The sequence below is a fragment of the Comamonas brasiliensis genome (assembly GCF_018292285.1).
Lineage (GTDB): Bacteria > Pseudomonadota > Gammaproteobacteria > Burkholderiales > Burkholderiaceae_C > Comamonas > Comamonas brasiliensis.
Genome location: NZ_JAANES010000002.1, coordinates 575,521 through 602,420, shown reverse-complemented (window position 1 = coordinate 602,420; position 26,900 = coordinate 575,521). Strand labels below are relative to the sequence as shown.

Genomic DNA, 26,900 nt, shown 5'->3' with positions numbered 1-26,900 from the left:
CGGCCTCGGCGGGCTCACATCATCGAAAAATCGCGCTCGAAGCGCTGTAAATGTTGGCCGCCATCGACCAGCATGGTGGTGCCCGTCATGGAACGGTTTTCCAGTGCAAAGCACACGGCGGCGGCAATGTCCTCGGACGAGGAGGAGCGTCCCAGCGGGCTCATGGCGTGCAGGGCCTCGAATTTTTCCTGGCTCAGCATATGGCTGGTCAGCGTCAGGCCTGGCGCCACGCCCACCACGCGCACGCTTGGTGCCAGAGCCAGGGCGAGCATGGTGTTGGCTGCTTCCAGGGCCGCCTTGGAGAGGGTGTAGCTCAGGAAGTCGGGGTTCTGGTTCCAGAGCTTCTGGTCCAGCACATTGACCACGGCGCCCTGGGCCGACTCTTCGCCCGCCACCACGCGCTCCTGCACATGGGCGTGCAGCGCCTGGGACAGCAGGATGGGCGCGCCCGTGTTGCTGCGCAGATGCGCTTCCAGCGCCACATAGCTGAAGCTCTGGGCATCGTCATGTTCGAACAGCGAGGCGTTATTGACCACGGCGTCGATGCGGCCAAAGCGCTCCACCACACGCGGCACCAGCGAGCGTACCGATTCCTCGTCAAAGAAATCAGCATCAAAAGCGGCGCTATCGCCCGACAGCTCTGCGCAGGAAGCTACGGTTTGCATAGCTTGATCGCGGGAGTCGCGGTAGTGCACAGCCACTTGCCAGCCCGCGCGGGCCAGGGCCAGGGCCATGTCACGTCCAAGGCGACGGGCAGAACCGGTCACCAATACTGTGCGTGGTCGGGCGGGTGAGGACATTCGTGGAAAATGCGGGTTGTGACGACAGAACCCTCAAGTTTAACGAGCGCCTTGCAATCCCGCATTGCCAAGGAGATTGCCGCCGTGGGCGGCTGGTTGCCTTTCGACCGTTTCATGGAGCTGGCGCTCTATGCGCCGGGACTGGGCTATTACGCCAATGAAACGGCCAAGTTCGGCACCATGCCGGAGTCGGGGAGCGACTTTGTAACAGCGCCGGAAATTTCAGCTATTTTTGGTCAGCTGGTGGCGTCCCAATTGCGCGAAGCGCTACAAAAAACGAATACCCGCGAGATCTGGGAGTTCGGCGCCGGCACGGGCGCGCTGGCGCTGCAGATCCTCGACGAGCTGGCGGCTCAGGAGGCGTTGCCAGAGCGCTACACCATCGTCGATCTCTCGGGCACGCTGCGTGCGCGCCAGAAGCTGGCGCTGATGCGGTACGAACATCTGGTGCGCTGGGTGGACGCGCTGCCCGAGACCATGGAAGGCGTGATCATCGGCAACGAGGTGCTGGATGCCATGCCGGTGCAGCTGCTGCAGCGCACCGCAGGCCAATGGCATGAGCGCGGCGTGGTGCTCGGCGCGGGTGGCGATGAAGCGGCCTTCGCCTGGGAGGACCGAGCCACCGAACTGCGCCCGCCTGTGGATATCGGCGGGCCGCATGATTTTCTGACCGAAATCCACCGCCAGGGCGAGGCGTTTATCCACACCCTGGGCGAGCGTCTGACCCGGGGAGCCGCCTTCTTCATCGATTACGGCTTTGGCGAGAGCGAGTACTACCACGAGCAGCGCCATATGGGGACCCTGGTCTGCCACTACCAGCATCAGGTGGACAACGATCCGCTGGTGCTGGTCGGCCTCAAGGACATCACGGCCCACGTCAATTTCACGGGCACGGCCGTGGCGGCCCAGGATGCGGGCTTCGATGTGCTGGGCTATACCAATCAGGCGCACTTTCTCATCAACTGCGGGCTTGCGCCCCGCCTGGATGCGGCCGGCATCAAGGCCCGCTCCATGGCCTCCAAGCTGGTCATGGAGCATGAGATGGGCGAGCTGTTCAAGGTCGTTGCCCTGTCCAAGGGCGTGGAGCCCTGGACGCCGCTGGGCTTTGTGCAGGGCGACCGCACGTACCGGCTATAGCGGCTATAGCGTCTGCGTGCCTGGCGCGCTCACTGCTTTTCGAGCTTGGCGGCCTGGATGATGCTGCCCCAGTGCTTGTACTCGGTGCGTGTGAAGTCGCGGAAGGCGGTCGAGCCAAGCAGGCGGGGCTCGCCGCCCAGGGCCGCGACGCGGGCCTTGAACTCGGGGCTGCTGGCCACCTTGAGCGTGGCCGCTTCCAGGCGCTGGACTGCGGCGCGCGGTGTTCCCTTGGGTGCCAGAACGCCGTTCCAGGTGGCGGTGACAAAGGACGGGAAGCCGCTTTCCTTCATGGTCGGAACCTGGGGCAACATCGGCAGGCGCTCGGCCGAGGTCACGGCCAGCGCCTTGAGCTTGCCGCTCTGGATGAAGGGCAGCGCCGGTGTGATGTTCTCGAAGATGAAATCGATCTGCCCGCCGATCAGATCGGTGAGTGCCGGAGCGCTGCCCTTGTAGGGCGCGTGGATCAGGTCGAGCTTGGCGGCGCTCTTGAGCAGCTCGCCCGACAGATGCACGGTGGAGCCCATGCCCGGCGAGCCATAGCTCATGCCGGTGCGGCGCTCGCGCGCATGGCTCACCAGCTCGGCCACCGATTTGACCGGTGTTCTGGACTCGTTGACCACCAGTACGTTGGGAATCGAGGTCACCAGCGCGATGTACTCGAAGTCGTCCAGGCTTTTCTCGCTGAGATTGCGGTACAGGCTGGGATTGATGGCCTGCGTGCCCGCCGTGCCGAACAGCAGGGTGTAGCCGTCATTGGCGGCCGCTGCGACGCGGCTGGCACCGATGGCTCCGTTGGCGCCGGGGACGTTCTCCACCACGACCGGCTGCCCCAGGGCCTCGGCCAGACCCTGGCCGACCAGGCGCGCCACGACATCGGTGTTGCCACCGGGCGAGAAAGGCACGACCAGCTTGAGCGGGCGATTGGGGAAGCTGTCGGCCGCGGCCGGCAGGGCCAGGCTGGCGCCTAGCAGCGCTGCGCTCAGGAGAAACTGTTTGCGTGAAAAGGTCTGGGGCACGGTATGTCTCGTTGTTTGTAGTTGGCGGGCCGTGACGGCAGACGCATGGGCCCGATCCCTGCATGGCGCAGGGCTTGGACATCATGGGCAGAGGGTGTAATTGAGGTCAATCAATCTTTGGGAAGCATGTCATGCATAAACGGAATGGCTGCCTGACAGCATGGGCGCGCGGGTCGCCAGGGCGGTGCGCCTCTATACTTGCGGCCTCATGATTCGCTGGTTGATCGTCATTTTTCTGGCCCTGTTGCTCGTCAACGGGCTGCACGGCTGGCTGCAGCGCATAGGGCTGGGGCGTCTGCCCGGCGACTTCCGCTTTCGGCTGTTCGGCAAGGAGTTCTTCCTGCCGGTGGCCAGTACGGTGCTGCTCAGCGTGGTGGCGGCGCTGATTGCCCGCTTTGTGAAGCTCTGAGAGCGTAGGCAGGTTCCGGCTTGAATCTGCGGGCTTTGGCTGCACATACAGGCCTGAGCCCGACCTGCGCCTGCCGGCGCAAGCCGGGTATTGCCAAAGAAAGTACGACTTGCGCAAAGCGGGTTCAGGCAAGGCGACTGCCTCGGGAAGCAGGCCGTTGTCGCGTTCCTGTTTGCGTAAATCCCAGAAAGGTTGCCCCGTGTCCGAATCCCTGCACTACGTCTGCCCTCATTGCCACACCACCAATCGCATCGCCAGCGACCAGTTGGGCAATCAGCCCGATTGCGGCAACTGCCATCAGCCGCTGGTGACGGGCGAGCCCGTGGCCCTGGACAACGACAGCTTTGCGAGGCACACCGGCCGCAGCCAGTTGCCCGTGGTCGTGGATTTCTGGGCTCCCTGGTGCGGCCCCTGCCGCATGATGGCGCCGGCCTTTGCCCAGGCGGCCCAGCAACTGGCGGGGCAGGCACAGCTGGCCAAGCTCGATACCGAGGCTTATCCACAGGCTGCGGCGCCCTTGGGCATCCGCAGCATTCCAACTATGGTGATCTTCAAGGAAGGCCGGGAGCTGGCCCGCATCTCCGGGGCCCTGCCGGCCTCGGAGATCGTGCGCTGGGTGCGCTCGGTGATCTGAGCGGCGGTTTTGCGGGAGCCGGCCCGCTCACCCGGCCCCGGCCCGGTTCAGACTCTCAGGCGGCGATGTCCAGCACCACGCGGCCTTCGATCTTGCCCTCGTGCATGCGGGCAAAGATGTCGTTGATGCTTTCCAGCTTGTCGGTGGAAACGGTGGCCTTGACCTTGCCCTGGGCGGCAAAGTCCAGCGATTCCTGCAGGTCCAGGCGCGTGCCGACGATGGAGCCGCGTACCGTGATGCCCTTGAGCACCATGGAGAAGATCGGCAGCGGAAAGTCGCCCGGCGGCAGACCGTTGAGCGAAATCGTGCCGCCGCGACGCACCATGCCCAGTGCCTGCTCGAAAGCCTTGGGGGATACGGCCGTGACCAGCACGCCGTGAGCGCCTTCGATCTCTCTTTGCAGATAGGCCGCCGGATCGGTGTTCATGGCGTTGACGGTGACTGTGGCGCCCAGCTGGCGCGCCAGCGCGAGCTTGCCGTCGTCAATATCGACCGCTGCGACATTGAAGCCCATGGCCTTGGCATATTGCACGGCCATATGGCCCAGGCCGCCGATGCCGGAAATCACCACCCAGTCGCCGGGCTTGGCGTCGGTGACTTTCAGGCCCTTGTACACCGTGACTCCGGCGCAGAGCACGGGAGCGACGTCGATAAAGCTCACGTTGGACGGCAGATGGCCCACATAGGCGGGATCGGCCAGTGCGTAATCGGCAAAGCCGCCGTTGACCGAATAGCCGGTATTGGTCTGAGATTCGCACAGGGTCTCCCAGCCGCCTATGCAGTGGCGGCAGAAGCCGCAGGCGCTGTGCAGCCAGGGCACGCCCACGCGATCGCCTTCCTTGACATGTCTGACATTCTTGCCCACTGCGGCCACATAGCCCACGCCTTCATGGCCGGGGATGAAGGGCGGCTGGGGTTTGACAGGCCAGTCACCTTCGGCCGCATGCAGATCGGTGTGGCAGACGCCGGAGGCGGCAATCTTGACCAGGATCTGATCGTCTGCCGGTCGGGGAACCGGCATCTCCTCGATCGTGAGCGGTTTCCCGAAGGAACGCACCACGGCGGCTTTCATGGTCTGGGGTAAGGACATCAGAGCACCTCCTTGAAGCAAGAGGGCAAGGTCGTGGCCTGTGGGCCGGACACTTGCCCGTCAAAGAACCACGCCGTCAAGGCATGGGTGTTACAGCGGGTTTCGTGACCCGCTGCATGGCCTTGGCGGAGCGCATCGCCACCGCCGTCTCGTACTGTGCAATGGCTGCAGCATACCTTCTTTGACTTAACTCAAGCCGTGCCCATCCCTGTCTCGCGGGCCTCGGTGCGTTGACGGCTAGGCGCCGCCTTCCAGATAGGTGGCAATCGCCTGCTCGCGCGCCTTGCTCACGGCATCGCCAATGGCCTTGCCCTTGAGGCCGCGCTGCGCTGCCGCCTGGGCAACGGGAGCGGTCTCCACGGCAAGTGCCGCTTTTAGGGCATTGCCCAGGCGCTGGCGCTGGGGGTAGGCCGTCTCTTCGAAACCCAGCCGGCCGCGTGCATCGCATTCGCAGGCCTGCAGGGCTTCCTCGAAGCGCTGGGGCTTGCGGATGGCGTCGCAGCGCTCCAGCAGGCGCAGCAGGGCGGCGGCGTTGAGTTCATTGCTGCGGTGGAGGTTGCCATGTTCGCGTGCCACGACCTCGGCCAGTTCCTTGCAGTCGTTGGGCACGCGCCAGCGCTCGCAGACCTGCAAAAGCAGGCGGGCACTGCGCTGTTCATGGCCGATATGGCGGGGCAGCACATCGGCCGGCGTGGTGCCTTTGCCGAAGTCATGACACAGGCAGGCAAAGCGCACGGACAGCGGGGCCTGCAGGCGCGCCGACATGTCCAGCACCATCATGGCATGCACGCCGCAATCGATCTCCGGGTGGTATTCGGCGCGCTGGGGCACGCCCCAGAGTCTGTCGAGTTCGGGCAGCAGCCGGACCAGCGCCCCGCATTCGCGCAGGATGTCGAACATGCGCGAGGGCCGCTCCTCCATCAGGCCGCGGCTGATTTCCTGCCACACGCGCTCGGGCACCAGGGCATCGACCTCGCCGGCCGCCACCATCTCGCGCATGAGCTCCATGGTTTCGGGCGCGACGCGGAAATCGGTGAAGCGCGCCGCAAAGCGCGCCAGACGCAGAATGCGCACCGGATCTTCGCGAAAGGCATCGGTCACATGGCGCAGCACGCGGTCCTTCAGGTCCTGCTGGCCGTGATAGGGATCCACCAGGCCCTGGAGCTCGTCTTTGCCACTCCAGTCCGCGGGAGCGGCGATGGAGTTGATGGTGAGATCGCGCCGCGCCAGGTCTTCTTCCAGGGTCACATCGGCGGCGGTGTGAACCACAAAGCCGCGATAGCCCATGCCGTTCTTGCGCTCGGTGCGCGCCAGCGCGTATTCCTCATGGGTCTGAGGGTGCAGGAATACCGGAAAGTCGCGCCCCACGGGCACGAAGCCGCGCGCGCTCATCTGCTCCGGTGTGGCTCCGACCACCACCCAGTCCGTGTCGTTGACGGGCAGGCCCAGCAATGCATCGCGCACGGCGCCGCCTACCTTGAAAACCTTGAATTCACTCATGCTGCAATGGTAGTGGCTGCGCATCGGCCTGCAGATACCGCAATCGCGGGATTGCTGCCTCAGCGCTGCTGGCGATAGGGCTCTTCGAACTGCAGAAAGTCCTGCTCGGCCAGGGCGGCCTGAATCCATTCCTGGGTGGCGGGCAGCTGGGTGACGCGCTGCACATAGGCGCGTACCGGGGCCGAGGTCGGCAGGCCGTAGCTGTTGATGCGCATGCAGACCGGCGCAAAAAAGGCATCGGCAATGCTGAACTGGTCGAACAGCATGGGGCCGCTGGCGGCGCTCAGCAGCGGGGTCCAGAGTTCTTCGAGCTGCTGGACATCGCTGCGCAGATCGGCATGCTCGGCCCAGAGCCGGGCACCGGTCTCCTGCAGCTGGGCTTCGATATTCATGGGGCAGAAGCTGCGCAGCGCACCGAAGCCGCTGTGCATCTGCGCCACCAGGCTGCGGGCGCGGGCGCGCTGGGCCACGGTCTGCGGCCACAGGTGCTTGTCGGGAAAGCGCTCGGCCAGGTATTCGCAGATGGCCAAGCTGTCCCAGATGGTCAGCCCTTCATCGACCAGCAGCGGCACCTTGCCGGTGGGAGCAAGTGCCAGCGCCTGCAGCTTGAAGCTGGAGTCGGGGGCAAAGCTGTCAAAGCGCAGCGTGAGCTCTTCGAAGCTGATGCCGCTTTGGCGCATCAGCACCCAGGGACGCATGGACCAGGATGAGTAATTCTTGTTGCCGATATAGAGCTTCATGGCGGACTCCTGTGTGTATCTGCCGCCGAGCTTATCAAGCTTGGGCCGGGCGGTCTGTGTGTTTTGATTCCACAGTCATGCCGGGGCGCCGCGCCTGATGATGTAATCGCAGCACTATGGCAAATACTTCGACTTCTTCTGCAAACCTGGCCGCGCATGTGGCAGGGGCTGGTCACCACAAGGGCGCGCTGGTGCTGTTCTCCGGCGGTCAGGACTCGACCACCTGCCTGGCCCAGGCCCTGGCCATGTTCGAGCGCGTGGAGACGCTGGGCTTTGACTACGGCCAGCGCCACAGCGTGGAGATGCAGGTGCGCGCCGGCGTACGCGAGCAACTGGCCGAGCGCTTTCCGCTGTGGGCGCCGCGTCTGGGCGAGGACCATGTGCTGTCGCTCGACGTGCTCAAGCAGATCGGCGGCTCGTCCCTGACCGAGGACGTGGCTTTTGCCATGCAGGCCGACGGCCTGCCCAACACCTTTGTGCCGGGCCGCAATCTGCTGTTCCTGACGCTGGCCGGCGCGCTGGCCTATCGTCGCGGGCTGACGGTGATCGTCACCGGCGTCTGCGAAACCGATTACTCCGGCTATCCCGATTGCCGCGACGACACCATGAAGGCCCAGCAGCTGGCGCTGAACCTGGGCCTGGAGCGCCGGCTGCGCATCGATACGCCGCTGATGTGGCTGGACAAGGCCCAGACCTGGCAGCTGGCCCATGACCTGGGCGGCAGCGATCTGGTGGAGCTGATTCGCACCGAGACCCACACCTGCTACCAGGGAACGCGCGATGTGCTGCACGACTGGGGCTATGGCTGCGGCAGCTGCCCGGCCTGCGAGCTGCGTGCATCGGGCTGGCACAACTGGCGCGCCAGCCAGTCGGCTTGAAATTGATAGCTGCTTGCGCTTGATAAAAAAGGATTTCAGGTCTAAAGGACTCTGAAATCCTTTTATTGAATGCGGTAGATGCTCCTCAATGAGGAGCATCTGCGCTATGGGCCCGATTCAGGCGCTGGGGCGTGTGGCGATCTGCCCTGCCTGAATCTGCGCCGTCATCTGGCTGAGCCAGGCCTGGCTTTCCGGCCGCTCGAACAGAAAGTCCCAGATGGCATCGTGCTGGCGCGCTGTCAGGCTGAGCGGGCCATGGCGACGCATATGGGCTTGCAGCCGCTGCAGCTCTAGCTCGGTCAGCGGCAGCCGCATCACGGTCAGCGGGGGGCGCGGGCGGTAGCTGCGCTGGGGAATGTTCTTGCGGGGACGACTCATGGCAAAGCGAAATAGGGGTTCAGACGGGCCAGACCACGCCGTTGTCGTTGAGGATGGCGTCCAGCGGCAGATCATGCGTCTCGGGCTGGAAGTCATCGACATAGCCATTGGTGTAGCCCAGGCCCACGGTGAAGGGGCGCGGGCTCAGCTCGGCCAGCGTGCGGTCATAGAAACCGCCGCCATAGCCGAGACGGTAGCCGCCGGCCGCATAACCCACGCAGGGGACAAACAGCAGCGTGGGCACCAGCAGTTCGGTATCCTTGGGCTTTGGAATGCCATAGGCGTCCTCCTCCATGGGGCAACCGGGGTACCAGGCGTGAAAACTCAGCGTCTTGCGCTGTTTGTCGATCACCGGCAGCCCAATCCTGCGCCGTTGTGGAGTACCCTGTAGCTCGCCATCTTCCTTCCAGCGATGCAGAGCTGGCAGTGGATCGAATTCACCCTTGATGGGCCAGTAGGCGCCAATCACGGTATCGGGCCGTTCCATCAGCCAAAAGCGCATCACCTGCTGCAGCGCATCGGCGCGTTGCAGGCGATCTGGAAGGTTGAGGCGCAGTTCAATCAACTTGCGGCGTAACGCTGCTTTGTCCATCGGATAATTTCCTCCATGCACTGGCTGAAGATTTTGACACCGCTTTGTGCGGCTTCCCTGTTGACTGTAGCTGCTCCTTTTGCGCAGGCACAGAACCCGGGCGATGCCGTGTTGCTGGACATGCAAAAAGCATTCCGCAGCCGCAATCAGGCGGCGCTGACCCAGCTCCTGCCCCAGGCTGCCGGTCACCCCCTCGAACCTTGGGCCGCTTACTGGGAGCTCAAGAACCGCCTGGAGACCGCATCGCCCGATGAAATCCAGGGCTTTCTGAACCGTTACGCCGGCACCTACCAGGAAGACCGCTTGCGCAACGACTGGCTGCTGCTGCTGGGCAAGCAGCGCGACTGGAGCACCTTCAGCCAGGTCTATCCCAGGTTCCGCATGCGCGACGACAAGTCCGTCACCTGCTACGCCCTGCTCGCCGACGCCCTGCAAGGCCGGGGCGCACCCAATGTGGGCCAGCAGGTACGCGATCTGTGGATGGCGCAAAAAGATGCCGATGACGGCTGCACCACGGCCGCCGGCCAGCTGTATGCGAGCAAGCTGATCACCGACGCCGATGTCTGGCGCCGTGCCCGTGTGGCCACCGAAGCCAATCGCCAGAAGGCGGCCCGTGATGCGGTGGCCATCGTCGCCCCCGAAGCGGCCGACCAGGTGGCGCAGGTGTTTGCCTCGCCCGCCAAATACCTGTCAGGCCAGAGCAAGGCGCGCGGCCGCGAGCGCAAGGAGCTGGCCCTGCTGGCGCTGATCCGCATGGCGGCCAGCGACCCCGATGCGGCCGCCACCCAGATCGACGGCGGCTGGGGCGCCCAGCTCAATGGCGAGGAGCGCAACTGGGCCTGGGCCGTGGCCGGCAAGCAGGCCGCCTTCAAGCTCTCGCCCGATGCCAATACCTATTTCGGCAAGGTGCGCCGCAACGAAGACCTGAGCGACGACCTGCTGGGATGGAAGGCCCGTGCCGCGCTGCGCGCCGGCGACTGGAAGGCTGTTCGCCGCGCCATCGACGCCATGGGCCCGGAGCGTACCGACCCGACCTGGGCCTACTGGAAGGCCAGGGCCATGCTGGCAGGCCGCCCCAATGCCGAGGAAAAGGCCGAAGCCCGGCAGTTGCTGGAAGACACGGCCGGCAACGGCAGCTTCTACGAGCAGCTGGCGCTGGAGGAGATCGGCCAGCGCATCACGGTGCCGCCTGCACCGGCACCGTTGACGGCGCAGGAAAAGGCGGCTGCGCGCAGCAACCCGGGCCTCAATCGCGGCCTGTATGCCATAGGCATGGGGCTGCGCAGCGAGGGCGTGCGCGAGTGGAACTACTCCACCAATCTGCACCAGCCCGGCGGCATGGAAGACCGCGAGCTGTATGCGGCCGCTGATCTGGCCTGCGAGCGCCAGGTCTGGGATCGCTGCATCAATACCAGCGAGCGCACCAAGACCTTTGCCGACTGGAAGCAGCGCTTTCCCATGCCCTATCACGACACGGTGCTGGCCAAGTCGCGCAATATCGGGCTGGACCCGGCCTATGTCTACGGCCTGATCCGCCAGGAAAGCCGCTTCATCATGGATGCGCGCTCGGGCGTGGGCGCCTCGGGGCTGATGCAGGTGATGCCGGCCACGGCGCGCTGGACGGCCAGGAAGATCGGCATGACGGGCTTCACGCCCGACATGATCAATGACCGCGACACCAATATCACCATCGGCACCTCCTACCTCAAGCTGGCGCTGGACGACTTCGAGGGCTCGATGGCGCTGGCGGCCGCAGGCTATAACGCCGGTCCGGGCCGCCCGCGCAACTGGCGCAACGGGCCCACACTGGACGCCGCCATCTGGGCCGAAAACGTGCCCTTCAGCGAGACCCGCGACTATGTGAAGAAGGTGCTCTCCAACACCACCAGCTATGCGGCGCTGATCACCGGCCAGCCGCAGTCGCTCAAAAGCCGTCTGGGCACCATAGGCCCGCGCCCGGCCAACGATCCCGAAACCATGAAGGACCTGCCGTAAGCATCGGCAGTGCGAGCGGACGGCTCGCCGATTCACCGCCTGCAGCGCTCTGCCCGAAAGGGTCAGGGCGCTTTTTTCATGGTGTTCCGGCTTTCGATAAACCGGCCATTTTGCCCGGGCGTGCCGGGGCGCGCGCGAAATACCACGCAAAGTTTGATGTAGGTAAATAACCTACAAACAGATGGCGAATGAGACTGGTTTGCGTTTACAAAAAATACATAATTGCAACCGTCAAAGCCCATAACGCTACATACAACCTCGGCTTTGTCTCCCTCAAGCTGCTTGCCAGCTGTCAAGAAGGCCCCACGGGCCACCGCTTTCTACCCCTGTTTGTGAACGACCTGCCCCCAGGGCAGGCCGAGGAGTCATCATGTCCAACGCCGCTATCAGCCGCGCCCGCCGCATTGGCTGGCAACCCCGTTTACTGGCCCTGGCCGCTGCCGCCACCTGCGCCAGCACTGCCGCTTTTGCGCAAGCCAGGGAGTCCACCATGGAGGAGGTGGTGGTCTCGGCCTCCGGCTTCGAGCAAGAGCTGAAGAATGCCCCGGCCTCCATCTCCGTCGTGACGCGCCAGGAGCTGGAGACCAAGAACTTCCGCGATCTGGCCGAAGCCCTGCAGGGCGTGGAAGGCATCGACGTGATGGGCGGCACCGGCAAGACCGGCGGCCTCGACATCAGCATCCGCGGCATGCCCAGCGACTACACGCTGATCCTGATCGACGGGCGCCGCCAGAACGTGGCCGGCGATGTCACGCCCAACGGCTTCGGTGCGGCACTGACCAGTTTCATGCCGCCGATTTCGGCCATCGAACGCATCGAGGTCATTCGCGGCCCCATGTCCACGCTCTACGGCTCGGACGCCATGGGCGGCGTGATCAACATCATCACGCGCAAGGTCAGCAAGGAGTGGGGCGGCGAGGTCAGCGTGGGCATGGGCCTGCCGCAGGACAGCGAATGGGGCAACCAGTACCGCGGCAACTTCTATGTCAACGGTCCCATCAAGCAGGATCTGCTGGGTCTGGCCGTGCGCGGCAGCACCTATAGCCGCGATGCTTCCGACTGGGTGCTGGCACCCGGCGCGGCCCAGCCCGCGGGTGCACGCAACCCCGCGCCTGCGCAAAGCCGCCAGCACAATCTGGGCGCCCGCCTGACGCTGACGCCCAACCGCTATCACGACATCTGGCTGGACGTGGACCAGGGCCGCACCTGGTACAACAACGAAGATGGCCGCCTGGGCAATCGTGATGCGGAAGCGCCACGCAATCCGCCCGGTTACAAGGATGCGCTGCGTTTCAACCGCGATCAGGTCACCATCGGTCATACCGGCCGTCTGGGCTTCGGCACGCTGGAAAGCAGCCTGATGCATACCGAAACCGAGACCATCGGCCGCACCATTCCCGGCGCGGCAGTGCCGACCAACGACCCACGCCGCGGCGCAGACCGCGAGCTCAAGACCACCAATCTGGTGCTGGACAGCAAGCTGGTGGCGCCCGTGGGTGATGCCCACATGCTGACCGTGGGCGGCCAGTTCTGGGATGCCAAGCTCAAGGACGGCCTGCTGCCGCAAAGCCACAAGCAGACCATGTGGTCGCTGTTCGTGGAAGACGAATGGCGTCTGCGCCAGGGCCTGACCGCTACGCTGGGCGGTCGCTATGACCACCACGACGCCTTTGGCGGCCAGTTCAGCCCGCGCGCCTATCTGGTATGGGATGCGACAACGAACTGGACCTTCAAGGGCGGCGTGAGCCAGGGCTTCAAGGCGCCGCGCCTGAACCAGCTGATCGACGGCGTCAGCGGCGTCAGCGGCCAGGGCACGACCATCAATATCGGCAACCCGAATCTCAAGCCCGAGACCAGTACCAATGTGGAGCTGTCGGCCCTGTTCGACAACAAGGCGGGCTGGACCAGCTCGGCCACCTTCTTCCACAACGATGTCAAGGACAAGATTGCCTCGGGCGGTTCCTGCGCCACGGCAGCCATCTCCAGCTGCGCCTATAACCCCACGGCCGATTACGCCATCAATGTGGACAAGGCCAAGACCTGGGGTCTGGAGCTGAGCAGCCGCGCCCAGCTGGCCAAGGACTGGGCCGTCAAGGCCGGCTACACCTGGACCAATAGCGAGGTGATCGAAGGCGGCCGCAAGAACGGTCAGCTGGCCAATACCGCCAAGCATATTGCCAGCGCCCAGCTGGACTGGACCCCGAGCGGCCAGTGGCGTCTGTGGGCACGCGGTGAGTACCGCAGCAAGAGCCCGCGCTTCAGCGGCTCCTACGACAATCTGAGCAACGCCAACAAGGCCGTGTTTGATGCCGTGGGCGATATCAAGGGCTATGCGCTGTTCCATCTGGGCGGCAGCTATCAGGTCAACAAGAGCCTGAGCCTGAACGCCAGCATCTTCAATCTGTTCGACAAGGACTTCCGCAAGTACCAGCAAGTCAGCGTCAACGGCACGCCGACCTGGGTGAACAGCTACTTCCAGGGCGGCTCCTCGGTGTCGGGCGTGACCCAGGCGGGTCGTACCTTCTGGATCACCGCGAACATGAAGTTCTGAGGCTGAGCGCTTCAGCAGCGGCATGAGCTTCTGAATCAGGAGCTGTCAGCGCACTTTACTCATGGGTTTCAAACTGATTCAGGTCTGAAATCAAGGGTGAAGAAGCGCTGGCAGCTCCTGTTTTCATATTAGCGATTATTGTTTACACTTCTTTACAAGTGCCGGTTCTGCGCATGGCAGACCCATACCGAGTGAGGGAGAAAGTCGCAATGTCAGCAGCAAGAAGCCGCGTGCTCGTCGCCACGCTGGGACTGGTCTGGGCCGGTGCCCTGATGGCACAGCCCGTCTACAAATGGGTGGATGCGCAGGGGCAGACGCATTACGGCTCGCAACTGCCGCCGCAGCAGGCCGATGCATCACAGGTCAAGGTCTCGCCCAATGGCAGCTCGGGTGCGGGGGCGGGGCGCTTTGGCGAAGGAGCCGAGGCACGCAATCCCGACGGCACCAGGAAGCTGCCCAAGGGCGCTCAGGAAATGGTCGACGGTCTGGCCCAGGGCCTGAGAAAGGTCGATGGCAAGGAAGTGGCGCTGAACTGCGCGCTGGCGGTGGACAACATTCGCAGCCAGATCGAGACCATGCTGGAAAACGGCCAGAAAAACCTCAAGGGCGGCTATATCACCCAGGCCCAGTACGACAGCTCGGCGGGCAACTTCGTGAAGCTGCGCTCCCAGGCCACTGTCAGCGACTGCAAGGCCGCCACGGGACGCTCGCGCGATATGTACCAGTGCATGACCAGCGTGTACAACCATCTGGTCGGCTGCGCCGAAAAGCACCGGCCTTGAGCATTCCGGCGGGCCTCAGGTCTCGGCCCACATGCGCAGCAGGTTGTGATAGTGGCCGGTCAGGCTCACGGTCTCCTCGGTTTCGCCGAGTTTTCCGCGCAGGCCGGTGATGGCCTGGTCCATCTCGAACAGCAGGGCGCGGCGTGCGTCGTCGCGCACCATGCTCTGGGCCCAGAAGAAGGAGCAGACCCGCTCGCCGCGTGTCACAGGCTCGACCCGGTGCAGGCTGGTGGAGGGGTAGAGGATCAGGTCGCCCGCAGGCAGCTTGACCTCGTGCGTGCCGTAGGTGTCGACCACGACCAGCTCGCCGCCCTCGTAGTCCTCGGGCTCGCAGAGAAACAGCGTGCAGGACACATCGGTGCGCAGCCATTGCTCGGAGCCCGCGACGCGGCGTGCCGCGCCGTCCACATGCAGGCCGTAGGTCTCGCTGTCGCTATAGCGATTGAACAGCGGCGGCATGGTGCGCGCAGGCAGGGCGGCGCTGAAGAACAGCGGGCTGGCTGCCAGCGCCTGCAAGATGATGCGGCCCTGCTCCTGGGCCACGGGAGAGTGCTCGGGCAGCTGCCGGTTGCGCTTGACCTGGGCGCCCTGGCTGCCCACGGTGGCGCGGCCGTCGACCCAGTCGGCGGCATCGATGGCGGCACGCATGCTGGCGACCTGCTCGCGGCTCAGGACCTGGGGGATATGCAGCATCATGGTGAGAATTCTTTGAAATGGAGAAGCCCCGCTTGGGCGAGGCTGCAAGTCGGAAAGCGGATCGCTGCCGCTGAAGACGGCGCGATCCAGGTAAGGGGCAGCGAGCAAGCGCCACCGCGCAGCGAGGCTGTCGTCCCCCTCCGGCGCTCAGCGCCAGAGAGGGGGAAGGCGGGGCCGCCTAGGCGCGCCAGCGCCTCAGGGGAGAAGTTCCAATCAGAACTTGAAGTTTGCCGTCAGACGAGCCGAGCGTGCAATACCGGGGAAGTAGCGGTAGCCGCTCTTGTTGATGGCTGCCACATAGTCCTTGTCGAACAGATTGAAGACATTGAGCTGGATGTCCAGATTCTTGTTCACGCGGTAGCTGGCCATGGCGTCGAACACCCAGTAGGAGTCCGTGTGGTTGGGCGTGCCCACGGCGCCGTCGGTGCCACGCTTGAGTCCGCCGGCATAGCGCGCGCCGCCGCCGACCGTCAGGCCGAAGGGCAACTGGTAGGTGCTCCACAGGCTGAAGGCATTCTTGGGCGTATAGGTCAGGCCGTTGCTGGCGTCGGCTGCCACCAGTGCGCCGGTGTCGACCTTGGTGTTCTGCACGGTGTAGCCCGCGCTCACGCCCCAGGCCTTGTTGATCTGGCCGATCATGCCCAGTTCCAGGCCCTGCACGATCTTCTTGCCGGTCTGGCCCACGGTGCCGTCGGAGTTGGTGACGATTTCATTGGTCACCTCGGTACGGAACAGCGCGCCGCTGAGCATCAGATTCTTTTCCGCCAGTTCCCATTTGCTGCCCAGTTCCAGCGTCTTGGCCTTCTGCGGGTCCATATTGGGGTTGGCGGCATTGTTCACCGCGGCCGACAGCGCAAAGTTGCTGCCGCCAGGTGGCTGCTGCGAGAGCGCGTAGTTCAGATAGACGCTGCCATTGGGGGCGGGCTTGTAGAGCACGCCGGCCTTCCAGCTCAGCAAGGTGCCGGATTTGCTCAGACCGTCCGACGTGGTGGGCACCACGGTGCCCACGGGGTTGCTGCCGCAGGGCTGGGTGGTCGAGGTGGCCGTACAGACCGCCATGGCGTTGTACGAGGTCTTGTAGCGGTCCAGACGCAGGCCCAGATTGGCCTGCCACTGGTCGTTGAACTTCAGCGTGTCGAAGGCATACAGCGCCACGGTGTCGGTCTTGCCCTTGCTGTCGGCGCCGTTGCGCTGGTAGTCGGGCAGCGAGATGCTGGAGTCCGGGTTGTAGACGCTGACTGCGGGCACCGTGCCCTTGGTGGCCAGGCCGTAGTTGGTCTGTTCCTCGCGCGTCAGCTCCAGGCCCAGGCTCAGATCATGCTGCACGCTGCCGGTGGCAAGGCTGGTGCTCAGATTGGTCTGGTTGGTCAGGATACGGTTGACCTGATCCTTGGTGTTGATGTTGCGCGACATGGTCCAGGTGGACGGATCGTTGGCATTGGGCGTGACCAGCTGGGTGCTGCCGGCCATGAAGGCGGTCAGCAGATAGTCCTGCTTGGTCTCGCCCCAGCGCGTGGTGTTGCGCAGCTTGGTGGTGGCGGAGAAATCATGCTCCACCTTCAGCGTGGCCATGGTGGCCGTCACATCGTCGTGATCCGAGGCCGTGCCGTAGAAGTTCTTGCTGTTGACGCGCGCTGCGCCGCTCAGATAGCCGCGCTTGGCGGGGTCCGGCGAGGTGTAGCCGGGCAGGCCCATGGTCAGCACGCCACCGTCGGGCACATTGCTCTGCTTGATGTGCAGCAGGTTCACGAACACGCGGGTGGGCGAGTTCAGGCCGAAGGCAAACGAGGGTGCAATGCCCCAGCGGTTGTTCTCGATGCCGTTGCGGCCCGCCACATTGGCGTCCTGCGCCATGGCGTTCAGGCGCACGGCCGTGCCGGTCTCGGCATTGACGACGCGATTCAGGTCGATGCTGGCACGCTTGTAGCTTGCCGAACCCAGGCCCAGCGAGCCGCCGAAGCTGTTGTTCAGATTGGCCTGCTTGCTCACCAGGTTGATAGCGCCGGTGGGGGCGCTGCGGCCGTAGTCGGTGCCGGCCGGGCCCTTGGTGACTTCGACCTGATCGATGTTGAACATATCGCGCGAGATCGAGCCGATGTCGCGCACGCCGTCCACATAGATGCTGCTGGAGCTGTCGAAGCCGCGCATATAGACGGCGTCGCCCGTGCTGGTGTTGCCGTTCTCGCCTGCGTAGAAGGTGCCGGCGCCGGGCACATTGCGCAGTGCCTCGGTCAGCGTGGTGGCGCCTTGCTCCTGCAGCAGCTGCTCCTTGATGACGTTGACGGTCTGCGTGGTGTTGACCAGCGGCTGGGTGAACTTGGGCGAAGACAGCTGGCCGGGCGTGTAGCCGGTGTCGGCATTGCCTTCCACCTTGACTTCCTTGAGTGCGGTTTCCGCAGACTGGGCCATTGCTGGCATTGCCAGGGTGGCACCGGCCAGCACGGTGGCGCAGGCGACCAGACCGGCGGAGGAAGGCAAGCGGCCCGCGGAATGCTTGCGGCTTTGGATATAGATGTTGGATTGAGCCATGTTGAAAGGACTGGAAGTGAAGACCGTTGGCTGGCTGGTACGGGCTGTCTGCACTTGTGATGCGAGCGCAGACGCGGGTGGCGTCCGGCGAAGTCCTGGCTGGCTAAAGCGTACTCGGGTACGAATGCAGCGAATGATAATGATTCTTAATATAACTTTGCGAAAGTTTACGGAGAATCATGTCTGGCGTTGTTGCACAGCAACATGGTCGGGATAGGCGGGCACTCGCTTCACTTCGGATATGAGAGCGGCTACCGCCTTTCCTACATGCATTTCAAGGTGCTAGGACATTGAAATCATCTAACAGCATGTGCTGCCTGCTTCTTTTTTGAGAGTCTTTACGGTCGCGTAGCCTGGGCGCTGTCCCTGGCCTGCAGCAGCAGCCCGTGCAGCACGCCCTGCTGGGCTTCGGGAAAGTCGCTGAGCAGCTCGGTGGCTATCTGCTCGCGCCGGTGCCTGAGCTGGTCGAACAGCTGCTGTCCCCGGGCGCTGAGCTGCAGGCAGCGCACGCGCTTGTCGGCTTCGCTGGCCGAGCGCTCCAGCCAGCCCTTGTCCTGCAACTGGGCCAGGGTGCGCGCCATCTGGGCCTTGTCGGTGTGGCTGTGCTCGACCAGTTCCTTTTGCGTGATGCCGGGGTGGCGGCCGGTGTGCATGAGGATGCGGAATTCGTTGAAGGTCAGACCCGGTTGCACCGCTTCAAGCGACTCAAGCAGGCGCGCGCGAAACAGGTGCAGCAGATCGTGCAGCACCTCGAACACATCGGCGGCAATGGATGAACTCATGGTGGGAAAGGTTGTTTGTTGACTTAGTCAACTTATTAAGGGATATTTCGTGGACTTTATCAACTTAATGAAAATCATGTCCAACACCGAGACAGTGTCCATCATGCAGCGTGTACGCCACGAATTCCGCTCGCGCCATGTGCAGTTGCTGGCGCGCGAGCAGCTCAGCCCCGGCTTTATCCGCCTGACCGTGGGCGGCCCCGAACTGGCAGGCTTTGTCAGCGCGGGCTTTGACGACCATACCAAGCTCATCCTGCCCCAGGCCGGGATGGACAGGCCGAATCTGCCCCAGATGGTCGACGGTCGCCCGCATATCGACGGCGAGCGCCCCACCATGCGCGACTACACGCCGCTGAACTACGACGCCGCCCGCAACACACTGCAGCTGGAGTTCGCCGAGCATGGCTCTGGCCCCGCCGTGGAATGGGCGCGCACAGCCCCCATTGGTCAGTGGCTGGGTCTGGCCGGCCCGCGCGGCAGCCTGGTCGTGCCCGCCGATCTGGACTGGCATGTGCTGCTGGGCGATGAAAGCGCCATGCCCGCGATGGAGCGCCGTCTGGCGGAACTGCCGGCCGGCAGCCGCGCCATCGTGCGGGTGCAGATCGGCAACCCGGCAGACCAGCGCCGCTGGAGCAGTGCTGCGCAGCTGGATCTGCAATGGGTTGAGTCCCTGGCCGCTGCCGTCGATGCGCTGGAGCTGCCGGAGGGCGATGGCTTTGTCTGGGCGGCGGGCGAGAATAGTGCTATGGCCGATCTGCGCAAGCGCATTCTGGCCAAGTCCGGTGCCAATCCCAAGCGCATGCGGATTGCTTCCTACTGGAAGCAGGGCGAGGCCGCCCACCACGAGGAACTGAGCGCGAATGACTGAAGAGACAAGTCCGCCTTCACGACTCACCGCAATACCGCGTCGCAAGCTGCACAAGCGCTACACATCCCTGGTGTTTGCCTTCTACATGGCGCTGATCATGGCGTTCTTCATGTGCTGCATCATCGTGGCGGCCAGCGGCGGTCTGGGGGCTGGCTATGGATGGCGAGTGCTCAAGGCCTATGCGCTGGCCATGCCCTCGGCCTTTGCTTGCGTGGTGCTGGTGCGTCCGCTGGTCATGCGGCTGGTTGCCGCCACCGTGCAGCACTGAGCGTGCCTCACTGATTGAGCAGGATTGGAGTACCGGCCGCATCGCGCCGCAGCTCCGCTGCGCCGCTGGCCACAAGGCTCTCGATCAGGCTGTCCAGCCATTGCTGTGCCGTTTGCGCGCCAAAGTAGCTCTGGTGCAGAGTGCCGAAATAGGGAGTGGCATGAACCCAGCTTTGCAGCTCCTGCACCCTGATGCTTTGCCACTCCAGCAGCTTGTATTTGAGCAGCACCTTGGCGGCATAGCTGGCATGGCGTTGCGGCGCCTGGACAAAGCCGGCCAGCCGCTTGCGGGCAATGCCCAGAGCCGTCTGCACATCGCCAAACAAGCCACCGTGTCCGGGCACGACAAGGCGGGGCTCCAGGCGCTCGATCACGTCCAGGGTCGCGGCGACCTCGTCAAAGGCGGCAATGCCTTCGATTTCGGGGAAGACCACGCCAAAGCCGTTCTCCCACAGCGCATCGGCAGAGATCAGGATGCGGCTGTCGGGCTCGAACAGAATCACCGAATGCGGATCATGGCCGGGGGCTGCATGGATCTGCCAGTTGCGCCCCGACAGGCGCACCGTGCTGCCGGGCCGTAGCAGGCCTGTGATGGCAAAGCGCGGGCATTCCTGGCCCGTAGGGGCATAGCTGAGGGCGGCTTCGTCCCAGTTGCGCACCTGCTCGGCCTGGCCCGGTGCGATAAAGGTCTGCACCTGTGGATAAGCTTGCTGCAGTGCGGCATTGCCGCCGCAATGGTCGCTATGCAGATGGGTGTTGAGAATGCGCGCCAGCGGCTGACCGGCCAGCGTGCTTTCGATCAGCGCCAGGGTTTGCGCGCTATGCGCGACATAGCCGGTGTCGATGACGGCGGCGCCTTCGGCATCGTCGGCCTGCGCGGCAAAGACGATGTTGTTGGCCGACAGCCAGCCGCGCTCCAGCACGGTCATGCCGAGGGGCAGTGGGACATGCATTGCCGGGGATGCATTCATCGGGCTGGTCTCCTGTGCGGTGCTTTGTGTTTTGCACAAGCCTAGCAGACCGCTCATCGTGCAGCTGTCGCGCGGGCGAGCCGCTCAGTGCTGCTCAGTGCGATTCGGCTGAAGACAGGATGTTGCGGCGAATCACCACGGGCTTGCCGCCAAAGCGCTGCTTGGACAGCCAGTGCGCCAGGGCCGAATCAAGATGCGTGGCATGGCCCGGGAACCAGTCCACCAGGGCCCGGGTCAGATCGCGGCAGAGCGCGACATTGCCTTCGGCGAGCTTGATGCGGACTTCCGCCACGGACTTGAGCACGGCAGCATGTTCGTCGATATGGCAGTCGCGCGGCGGGAAACCGGTGCTCAGCATCCACTGGTCTTCTTCGGCAAAGTGGTGCTGCAGATGGCTTTCCATGGCTTGCAGCAGACTGGGCAGCTCGCTGTCTTCGGCGGTTTGCAGCAGGGCAATCAGCTCGACGAATTCCTCGTGCAGCTCGTCCATGGGCCCGTTGCCCATGAGCAGATGGTCTCCCCAGACCAGGGTGGCGGTGTGGCTCATGGCAATGTCTTCTTGTGAATGCTTCGGAGTGTGCGCAGCTTGTCTCTGAAGACCATTATGCAAGCCGTATCCGTGGGCAGGCATCCTCCAAAAAGAGGGGGCGGTCTGCTGTGCGGCCAAAGAAAAAGCCTCTTGAACCGAAATTCAAGAGGCTTTGTCTGGTGCGCGATACATGGATCGAACATGTGACCCCTGCCGTGTGAAGGCAGTGCTCTACCGCTGAGCTAATCGCGCTTTAACTGGTGGGTGATACATGGATCGAACATGTGACCCCTGCCGTGTGAAGGCAGTGCTCTACCGCTGAGCTAATCACCCGAAGACCGCAATTCTAGCAGCAACTTTGGATGTCTTCGGGAAAACTCGTAAATTTTCTGAAAAAACTCAGTTCGACCGCAACTCGCGCCGCAGGATCTTGCCCACATTGGTCTTGGGCAGTTCGTCGCGGAATTCGATATGGCGTGGTCGCTTGTAGCCCGTCAGCTGCTCCTGGCAGTAGCGCATGACACGCTCTTCCGTCAGCGAGGGGTCGCTGCGCACCACATAGACCTTGATGGATTCGCCCTGCTGGTCGTCCTTGACGCCCACGGCGGCGCATTCGAGCACTCCGGGGCACATGGAGATGACGTTTTCCAGCTCGTTCGGATAGACGTTGAAGCCGCTGACCACCATCATGTCCTTTTTGCGGTCGATGATGCGGGTGTAGCCCTCGTCGTCCAGAACGCCGATATCGCCGGTGCGCATATAGCCGTCGGCCGTGAAGGCCTTGGCGGTTTCTGCCGGCTGGTTGTAGTAGCCCTGCATGACGTTGGGGCCCTTGATGCATAGCTCGCCCGCCTGGCCGTTGGGCAGGTTGTGGCCTTCATCGTCCTTGATGGCGACCGAAATGCTTGGCAGCGGCAGGCCGATGGTGCCGGTGAACTCCTTGTTGGTCACCGGATTGTTCGTGCCGATGGCACAGGTCTCGCTCATGCCCCAGCCTTCGATCATGGCGCAGCCCGTGGTCTGCTGCCACTGACGTGCCGTGCCTTCGGAGGCGGCCATGCCGCCAGCCTGGGAGATGAACAGCTGGGAGAAATCGAGCTGGCGGAACTCGGGGTTGTGGAGCAGCGCGTTGAACAAGGTGTTCACGGCCGGCAGCACGTGGAAGGGGCGCTTCTTGAGCACCTTGACGAATTTCGGGATATCGCGCGGATTGGGGATCAGGCTCAGGCTGCCGCCCAGTCGCATGGCGAACAGGCTCACGGTGAGCGCGAAGATGTGATAAAGCGGCAAGGCCGCGACGATATGGGTTTCGTTGGCCTTGACCCGGCCTTCCAGCGCAGGGGTGAACCAGGTATGAGCCTGCAGCGTGGCGGCAACGATGTTGCGATGGGTCAGCACCGTGCCCTTGGACAGGCCGGTGGTGCCGCCTGTGTATTGCAAAAAGGCCACCGAGTCCAGCGTGGCCGTGCTGGCAACGAGCTTGCGCCCGGCGCCCTCTGCCAGGGCCTTGCTGAACAGCGTGACCTGGCGCTGCGGGCCGGTGCTGCCAGGAGCCGCGCCAAGGGGCAGATCGAAGGCCGGCACCATCTTGGCCAGATGGCGTACGGCAAAAGTGATCCAGCTGCCATACAGACCGCCGAGCAGATCGCCCATGCTGGTCAGGCAGATATGGCGGATATGGCTGCGCTCCAGCACCTGGGCCAGGGTGCGGGCAAAGTTCTCCAGAATGATGATGGCCGTGGCGCCCGAGTCCTTGAGCTGATGCTCGAGCTCGCGCGCGGTGTAGAGCGGGTTGACGTTGACACAGGTAAAGCCCGCACGCAGCACGCCGGCCATGGTGACTGCGAACTGCGGCACATTGGGCAGCATGATGGCCACGCGCGCCCCTGGCTCCAGGCCCAGGCTCTGCAGCCATGCCCCCATCTGTGCGGAGAACCTGTCCAGCTCGGCATAGCTCATCCAGCGGTCCATGCAGACCGAAAACGGACGCTCTGCATGCTGGGTGAAGGCTTCTTCGAGCAGGTGCACCAGCGAGCGGTACTGCTCGGGCTGTACATCGTGAGGCACATTGGGTGGATAGTTCTTGAACCAGGGAGCGGCAGCGTCCATAGAAGAGTTACCTTGCAGAAGCCGCTCGTCGTCCTGGGACGCGGGCGGCGGGTTGAACAAAGGGGCCAGCATGCAAAACCTGCGCTGCGGCTGATTCTGCGGATGCGGTCTGCCAGGGTCTACGGGGGCTTGTCCTAGGCGTTGACCGGCATGCTTGCTACGCTGCGCATGAGGAGGTGCCGCTTTGAATACCTGGTTCTGGCGCTGTGTGGTGATGGGCAGCTGGCTGGCACTGCTGCTCTGGTGCAGTTATTGGTGGCCGCGCTCAGCTGCCGTGACCCTGCTGGGCGCGATGCTGATTGCGGGCGGAGCCGGGCTGCAACTGGGCACGCAGATGCTGATGATGCGGGCGGTGCTGCGCAGTCGGGGCTTGCCGCTGCCGCCTGCCATGGTCGCGCTGCGGGCCTGGCTGTCGGAGTGGCGCTGGGCCTGGCGCTTGTTTGGCTGGCAGATTCCCTTTGGCGAACATGCCGAGCCCGATGGAGTGCCTGAGGATCGCGAGGGCAAGGAGGTACAAGGGCGGGTGGGCGTGGTGCTGGTGCACGGCTATTTTTGCAACCGTGGCGTGTGGGCCGTCTGGCTGCGCGGGCTCAAGGCACGCGGAATTCCCTGCATGGCCATGACGCTGGAGCCCGCGCATGGCAGTCCTGTCGATGCCATGGTGGACGATCTCGACAGATGCGTGAAGGAGATCGTCCAGCGCACGCATCGCGCGCCGCTTCTGGTCGCGCACAGCATGGGCGGCCTGGTGGTGCGTGCCTGGCTCAAGCGCCTCGATGCCGGTGAGCGCGCGCGTTATGCAGCCCATGTGGTCACGGTGGCCACGCCGCATGGTGGCGCCTGGCTGGCGAGGTTTGCGCAGCGCCTGCCGGCTGTGGACATGCGCGAGGGCAGCGACTGGTTGCAGCGGCTGGGGCCGCCGCCCCAGGATGTGCCATTCAGCTGCTGGTGCAGCAGCAGCGACAACATCGTCTTTCCTCCCGATCTGGCGGTCCTGCCGAATGCGCAGTGTCATCAGGTCGACGATGCAGCGCATATGCAGCTGCTGTTTGACCTGCGGGTCTGGCAGCACTGCCTGCAGCTGCGGGAGCAGTTGCAGGGGCGATCGCAAGGGTGCTATCAGGCTGCCGAGGCAGGCGCCTCCGCAGCCGGTGCCGGGGCACGGGCCTGCGGGTCCTGAATCAGGTGGATGTCGGTGGCGGAGACCAGGGCGATCTTCTGCTCGGCGCAGCGCTGCAGCAGACCGAACAGCAGGTCGCTGCGCGTGCTGTAGACATTGCGCGAGCTGGAGACATGGCCGAAGCTGGTGATGTTGACCACGCTGCCGTTGATGGAGTCCACATACATGGACGGAGCGGGGTTGCTCAGCACGGCCTCATGCTCGGCATACAGGCCCAGCAGCACCTCGCGCAGCTTGACGATATCGGTGTTCAGCGGCACCGAGAACGCGATCGAGATGCGGCCCAGCGCACCGTCCATGGTCAGGTTCTGCACGGACTTGGTGATGAACTCCGAGTTGGGCACGATGACGGTGGATTTGTCATCGGTCTGGATCTCGGTGGCGCGCACGCTGATGCGGCGGATATCGCCGACCTGATCGCCGATGCGCACGCGGTCGCCCAGCTTCACGGGGCGCTCGGCCAGCAGAATCAGGCCCGAGACAAAGTTCTGCGTGATGGCCTGCAGACCAAAGCCGATGCCGACGGACAGGGCGCTGGCCAGCAGAGCCACTTTTTCAAAGCCAATGCCCAGGGCTGCCAGCGTCCACAGGCCGGACAGCAAAATGCCCGTGTAGCGGGCCACGGTGCTGATGGAGTTGCGTGCGCCTATGTCCAGCTCGGTCTTGGGCAGAAAGGTCTCCACCAGCCAGTGCTGCAGGGCGCCAAACAGCGTCAGCCCCGCCACCAGCACCAGCAGGCCGCGCAAGATGGTCATGGGGCGCAGGAAGGAGTCGCCCACGGGCAGGCCGTTGGTCAGCGTATCGGCCAGCACGATCAGGCTGCTGGAGTTGCCGAAGGGCGCGATCAGCGCCATCAGCCCCAGCAGCAGCAGGCAGACACGCGTGAAGGCCGACAGCAGAACGCCGACCTGCTCCAGGCGCGATTGCTTGAGCCCCGTGCCGGCAGCGAAGCCCTGACCGATACGGCTATCGCTTGAGCACAGCCAGGTAAAGAGGTCGTCGGCAAACTTCATCAGCAGCGAGGTGGCCAGAACCACCACCGTGATCCAGACCATCTGCGTGGCCGCGAAGACCGAAAAGTTCAGATAGCCGATCAGTGCTGCGATCAATGCGGCCAGCACCGTCAGATGTCCGCCCAGCCAGGCCAGCATCAGCCAGCGGCTGGTTGTCGCAGGGCGGTAGTCGTCGCCATGGTGGGCGGCTTTTTCGCGCTCGGCCTGCTGCTGACGCTTGCGTTGCTTGTTGATGACCATCAGCACCGACATGATGAGCACGGCATAGATCAGTGCAATCAGCCCGTCCAGTGCCACGCTGCTGACGGCACTGGTGCGCGCGGCTATGTCCACCGCGTTGAGCATCATGGAGAACCAGGTCAGGCCTGCGGCTCCCCAGGCATAGCGTGTGAGCGCCGGGGCGGCGATGTCGTCGATATTGAGCAGTCGCCAGGTGGGGCGCTTGGGCACCAGCAGGCTGGCGCTGACGGAGAGGAAAAAGGCCGCGACAAATGAGGATTGAATCCAGGCGTCGGCCACGGTTTGCAGGCGCGGCGCAATCGCGTCTATGGAGCGCAGGCTCTCGATGAACACCAGGCTGGCCAAGCCGGGTAGTGCCGTGCCCACCACCAGCATCCAGACGGCCAGACCCGTGCGGCGCAGCCGTCCGTTGGGGGCGTGGTCGGAGGCCGCAAATTTGCGGCCCGCATAGCGCAGGCCGACGCGCAGCGGAAACATCACGAACAGAGCCAGGGCAATGCCGGTCAGCGTGGCCGACCAGCCATGTTCGGCAATGGCGGCGTTAAAGCTTGTGCGGCCCTGGCGTGTCAGGGCCGCAATGCGTTGCAGATCGGTCGGCAGATGCTCGGCAAACTGTTTCCACAACGAAGGCGACAGCGGGGACGCCACCTTGCGGGCGATCTGCGCGTTGAACTGCTGGGTGCGGATTTTCTCGATGCTGTCCGTGGTCTGCTTGGCCTCCATGGACAGCAGCTTGCCGCGCTTGAGCGCGGAGTCCAGCTCGCTGTGCTGTTGGGCCAGATCCTTGCGTTGCAGACTCAGCTCCGGCGATTCCTCACTGCCTTCGGCCACCGGCCCCAGCTGGGCAATGCGGGCATCGATCTGTTTGAGCAGCGGCTCCAGCGCCGTGACGGCGTTGTCGGCATCGCGCTTGGACTGCAGGGCTTTTTCGGACAGGGCCTGCAGCGTTTCGGAGGTGTCGGCATCGTCCAGCGACTGGCGTACCTTGTCCAGCGTTGTCGATGCCTGTTGAATCTGGGCGATGGAAGTGGTCTGGATATCGCCGTTGGCAGGCAGCTCGGCCGCAACGGCCAGACCTATGCAAAGTTGGAGCGCTAAAAGCCAGCGCAGCAGTTGGTTGCAGCGGTAATGCATTGTGAAGAAGTGAGTGGGCGGCAGTTTGCCTCTGGCGCTCACTATAGGTGCAATGCAGCGGGCAGGGTTTCAGGGCGCAG

The 26,900-nt window shown here is 64.0% G+C and carries 24 protein-coding genes and 2 tRNA genes; 10 read left to right on the top strand and 16 right to left on the bottom strand.

From position 1 onward, the window contains the following. Nucleotides 1-14: 14 nt before the first annotated feature. Nucleotides 15-800 carry an SDR family oxidoreductase gene (locus DJFAAGMI_RS11170; RefSeq protein WP_003073512.1) on the bottom strand — a complete coding sequence of 262 codons (786 nt, stop codon included), beginning with the start codon at nt 798-800 and terminating at the stop codon, nt 15-17. Between the two features lie 9 nt (nt 801-809). Between DJFAAGMI_RS11170 and DJFAAGMI_RS11165 the strand changes: the two genes are divergently transcribed. Beyond that, a complete protein-coding gene (locus DJFAAGMI_RS11165) occupies nt 810-1,937 on the top strand; it encodes a class I SAM-dependent methyltransferase (RefSeq protein WP_172590566.1) in 1,128 nt (375 codons plus the stop codon). A gap of 29 nt (nt 1,938-1,966) precedes the next feature. Here the strand turns inward: DJFAAGMI_RS11165 and DJFAAGMI_RS11160 are convergent, their stop codons facing one another. After that, nucleotides 1,967-2,953, bottom strand: a complete 987-nt coding sequence (locus DJFAAGMI_RS11160; RefSeq protein WP_003073508.1) for a Bug family tripartite tricarboxylate transporter substrate binding protein — start codon at nt 2,951-2,953, stop codon at nt 1,967-1,969. A gap of 208 nt (nt 2,954-3,161) precedes the next feature. On the opposite strand from DJFAAGMI_RS11160, the gene DJFAAGMI_RS11155 reads away from it, so the two are divergent. Both DJFAAGMI_RS11155 and trxC read left to right on the top strand, forming a co-directional pair. Next, on the top strand, nt 3,162-3,362 hold the full coding sequence (locus DJFAAGMI_RS11155) for a DUF2905 domain-containing protein (protein WP_012839950.1): 201 nt from the start codon (nt 3,162-3,164) through the stop codon (nt 3,360-3,362). A 199-nt stretch (nt 3,363-3,561) separates the two neighbouring features. Next, nucleotides 3,562-3,996 (top strand): thioredoxin TrxC, encoded by a 435-nt coding sequence (gene trxC, locus DJFAAGMI_RS11150; protein ID WP_211457193.1) that lies wholly within the window; start codon nt 3,562-3,564, stop codon nt 3,994-3,996. Between the two features lie 55 nt (nt 3,997-4,051). Here trxC and adhP read toward each other — a convergent pair whose 3' ends face one another. The 3 genes from adhP to DJFAAGMI_RS11135 form a co-directional block, all read right to left on the bottom strand. Then, nucleotides 4,052-5,086 (bottom strand): alcohol dehydrogenase AdhP, encoded by a 1,035-nt coding sequence (gene adhP, locus DJFAAGMI_RS11145; protein ID WP_211457192.1) that lies wholly within the window; start codon nt 5,084-5,086, stop codon nt 4,052-4,054. A 237-nt stretch (nt 5,087-5,323) separates the two neighbouring features. Beyond that, nucleotides 5,324-6,586, bottom strand: coding sequence for a multifunctional CCA addition/repair protein (locus DJFAAGMI_RS11140; protein WP_211457191.1), 1,263 nt, complete (start codon nt 6,584-6,586; stop codon nt 5,324-5,326). Nucleotides 6,587-6,645: 59 nt separating this feature from the next. After that, the gene (locus tag DJFAAGMI_RS11135; protein WP_211457190.1) at nt 6,646-7,326 is read right to left on the bottom strand and encodes a glutathione S-transferase family protein; all 681 of its coding nucleotides are present in this window, start codon (nt 7,324-7,326) and stop codon (nt 6,646-6,648) included. A gap of 116 nt (nt 7,327-7,442) precedes the next feature. Between DJFAAGMI_RS11135 and queC the strand changes: the two genes are divergently transcribed. Continuing rightward, complete coding sequence (gene queC / locus DJFAAGMI_RS11130; protein WP_211457189.1) at nt 7,443-8,204, top strand: 7-cyano-7-deazaguanine synthase QueC; 762 nt, start codon at nt 7,443-7,445, stop codon at nt 8,202-8,204. 117 nt (nt 8,205-8,321) lie between these two features. Here queC and DJFAAGMI_RS11125 read toward each other — a convergent pair whose 3' ends face one another. Then, nucleotides 8,322-8,582, bottom strand: a complete 261-nt coding sequence (locus DJFAAGMI_RS11125; RefSeq protein WP_211457188.1) for a hypothetical protein — start codon at nt 8,580-8,582, stop codon at nt 8,322-8,324. 19 nt (nt 8,583-8,601) lie between these two features. Beyond that, entirely contained in the window at nt 8,602-9,174 is a 573-nt protein-coding gene (locus DJFAAGMI_RS11120) for a 5-formyltetrahydrofolate cyclo-ligase (protein ID WP_019044041.1), read from the bottom strand. A gap of 15 nt (nt 9,175-9,189) precedes the next feature. Between DJFAAGMI_RS11120 and DJFAAGMI_RS11115 the strand changes: the two genes are divergently transcribed. From DJFAAGMI_RS11115 to DJFAAGMI_RS11105, 3 genes are all read left to right on the top strand, one after another. Then, on the top strand, nt 9,190-11,169 hold the full coding sequence (locus DJFAAGMI_RS11115; protein WP_211457187.1) for a lytic transglycosylase domain-containing protein: 1,980 nt from the start codon (nt 9,190-9,192) through the stop codon (nt 11,167-11,169). Between the two features lie 370 nt (nt 11,170-11,539). Further along, a complete protein-coding gene (locus tag DJFAAGMI_RS11110) occupies nt 11,540-13,720 on the top strand; it encodes a TonB-dependent receptor domain-containing protein (RefSeq protein ID WP_211457186.1) in 2,181 nt (726 codons plus the stop codon). A 209-nt stretch (nt 13,721-13,929) separates the two neighbouring features. After that, entirely contained in the window at nt 13,930-14,502 is a 573-nt protein-coding gene (locus tag DJFAAGMI_RS11105) for a DUF4124 domain-containing protein (protein ID WP_211457185.1), read from the top strand. Between the two features lie 15 nt (nt 14,503-14,517). On the opposite strand, the gene DJFAAGMI_RS11100 is transcribed toward DJFAAGMI_RS11105, so the two are convergent. The 3 genes from DJFAAGMI_RS11100 to DJFAAGMI_RS11090 all read right to left on the bottom strand — a co-directional run bounded on the left by DJFAAGMI_RS11100 (nt 14,518) and on the right by DJFAAGMI_RS11090 (nt 18,509). Beyond that, complete coding sequence (locus tag DJFAAGMI_RS11100) at nt 14,518-15,198, bottom strand: Fe2+-dependent dioxygenase (RefSeq protein ID WP_043007806.1); 681 nt, start codon at nt 15,196-15,198, stop codon at nt 14,518-14,520. 213 nt (nt 15,199-15,411) lie between these two features. Then, entirely contained in the window at nt 15,412-17,727 is a 2,316-nt protein-coding gene (locus DJFAAGMI_RS11095) for a catecholate siderophore receptor Fiu (RefSeq protein WP_211457184.1), read from the bottom strand. Between the two features lie 338 nt (nt 17,728-18,065). Beyond that, a complete protein-coding gene (locus tag DJFAAGMI_RS11090) occupies nt 18,066-18,509 on the bottom strand; it encodes a MarR family winged helix-turn-helix transcriptional regulator (protein WP_043007802.1) in 444 nt (147 codons plus the stop codon). Between the two features lie 67 nt (nt 18,510-18,576). Between DJFAAGMI_RS11090 and DJFAAGMI_RS11085 the strand changes: the two genes are divergently transcribed. Together DJFAAGMI_RS11085 and DJFAAGMI_RS11080 are read left to right on the top strand one after the other, a co-directional pair. After that, nucleotides 18,577-19,377, top strand: a complete 801-nt coding sequence (locus DJFAAGMI_RS11085) for a siderophore-interacting protein (protein WP_211457183.1) — start codon at nt 18,577-18,579, stop codon at nt 19,375-19,377. Continuing rightward, nucleotides 19,370-19,645, top strand: coding sequence for a DUF2798 domain-containing protein (locus DJFAAGMI_RS11080; protein WP_211457182.1), 276 nt, complete (start codon nt 19,370-19,372; stop codon nt 19,643-19,645). Before DJFAAGMI_RS11085 ends, DJFAAGMI_RS11080 begins: the two co-directional genes overlap by 8 nt. A 7-nt stretch (nt 19,646-19,652) precedes the next feature. Here the strand turns inward: DJFAAGMI_RS11080 and DJFAAGMI_RS11075 are convergent, their stop codons facing one another. The 5 genes from DJFAAGMI_RS11075 to DJFAAGMI_RS11055 form a co-directional block, all read right to left on the bottom strand. After that, entirely contained in the window at nt 19,653-20,615 is a 963-nt protein-coding gene (locus DJFAAGMI_RS11075) for an MBL fold metallo-hydrolase (RefSeq protein ID WP_211457181.1), read from the bottom strand. A 94-nt stretch (nt 20,616-20,709) separates the two neighbouring features. After that, complete coding sequence (locus tag DJFAAGMI_RS11070) at nt 20,710-21,162, bottom strand: bacteriohemerythrin (RefSeq protein ID WP_211457180.1); 453 nt, start codon at nt 21,160-21,162, stop codon at nt 20,710-20,712. A 159-nt stretch (nt 21,163-21,321) separates the two neighbouring features. After that, nucleotides 21,322-21,396 (bottom strand) — tRNA-Val (locus DJFAAGMI_RS11065). A 6-nt stretch (nt 21,397-21,402) separates the two neighbouring features. Then, a tRNA-Val gene (locus DJFAAGMI_RS11060) sits at nt 21,403-21,477 on the bottom strand. A gap of 66 nt (nt 21,478-21,543) precedes the next feature. Next, nucleotides 21,544-23,253, bottom strand: coding sequence for an AMP-binding protein (locus DJFAAGMI_RS11055; RefSeq protein ID WP_211457418.1), 1,710 nt, complete (start codon nt 23,251-23,253; stop codon nt 21,544-21,546). Nucleotides 23,254-23,437: 184 nt separating this feature from the next. Between DJFAAGMI_RS11055 and DJFAAGMI_RS11050 the strand changes: the two genes are divergently transcribed. Further along, nucleotides 23,438-24,433, top strand: coding sequence for an esterase/lipase family protein (locus DJFAAGMI_RS11050; RefSeq protein ID WP_211457179.1), 996 nt, complete (start codon nt 23,438-23,440; stop codon nt 24,431-24,433). Here DJFAAGMI_RS11050 and DJFAAGMI_RS11045 read toward each other — a convergent pair. After that, a complete protein-coding gene (locus tag DJFAAGMI_RS11045) occupies nt 24,373-26,820 on the bottom strand; it encodes a DUF3772 domain-containing protein (RefSeq protein WP_211457178.1) in 2,448 nt (815 codons plus the stop codon). The two genes, DJFAAGMI_RS11050 and DJFAAGMI_RS11045, sit on opposite strands and share 61 nt — an antisense overlap. Nucleotides 26,821-26,900: the final 80 nt, after the last annotated feature.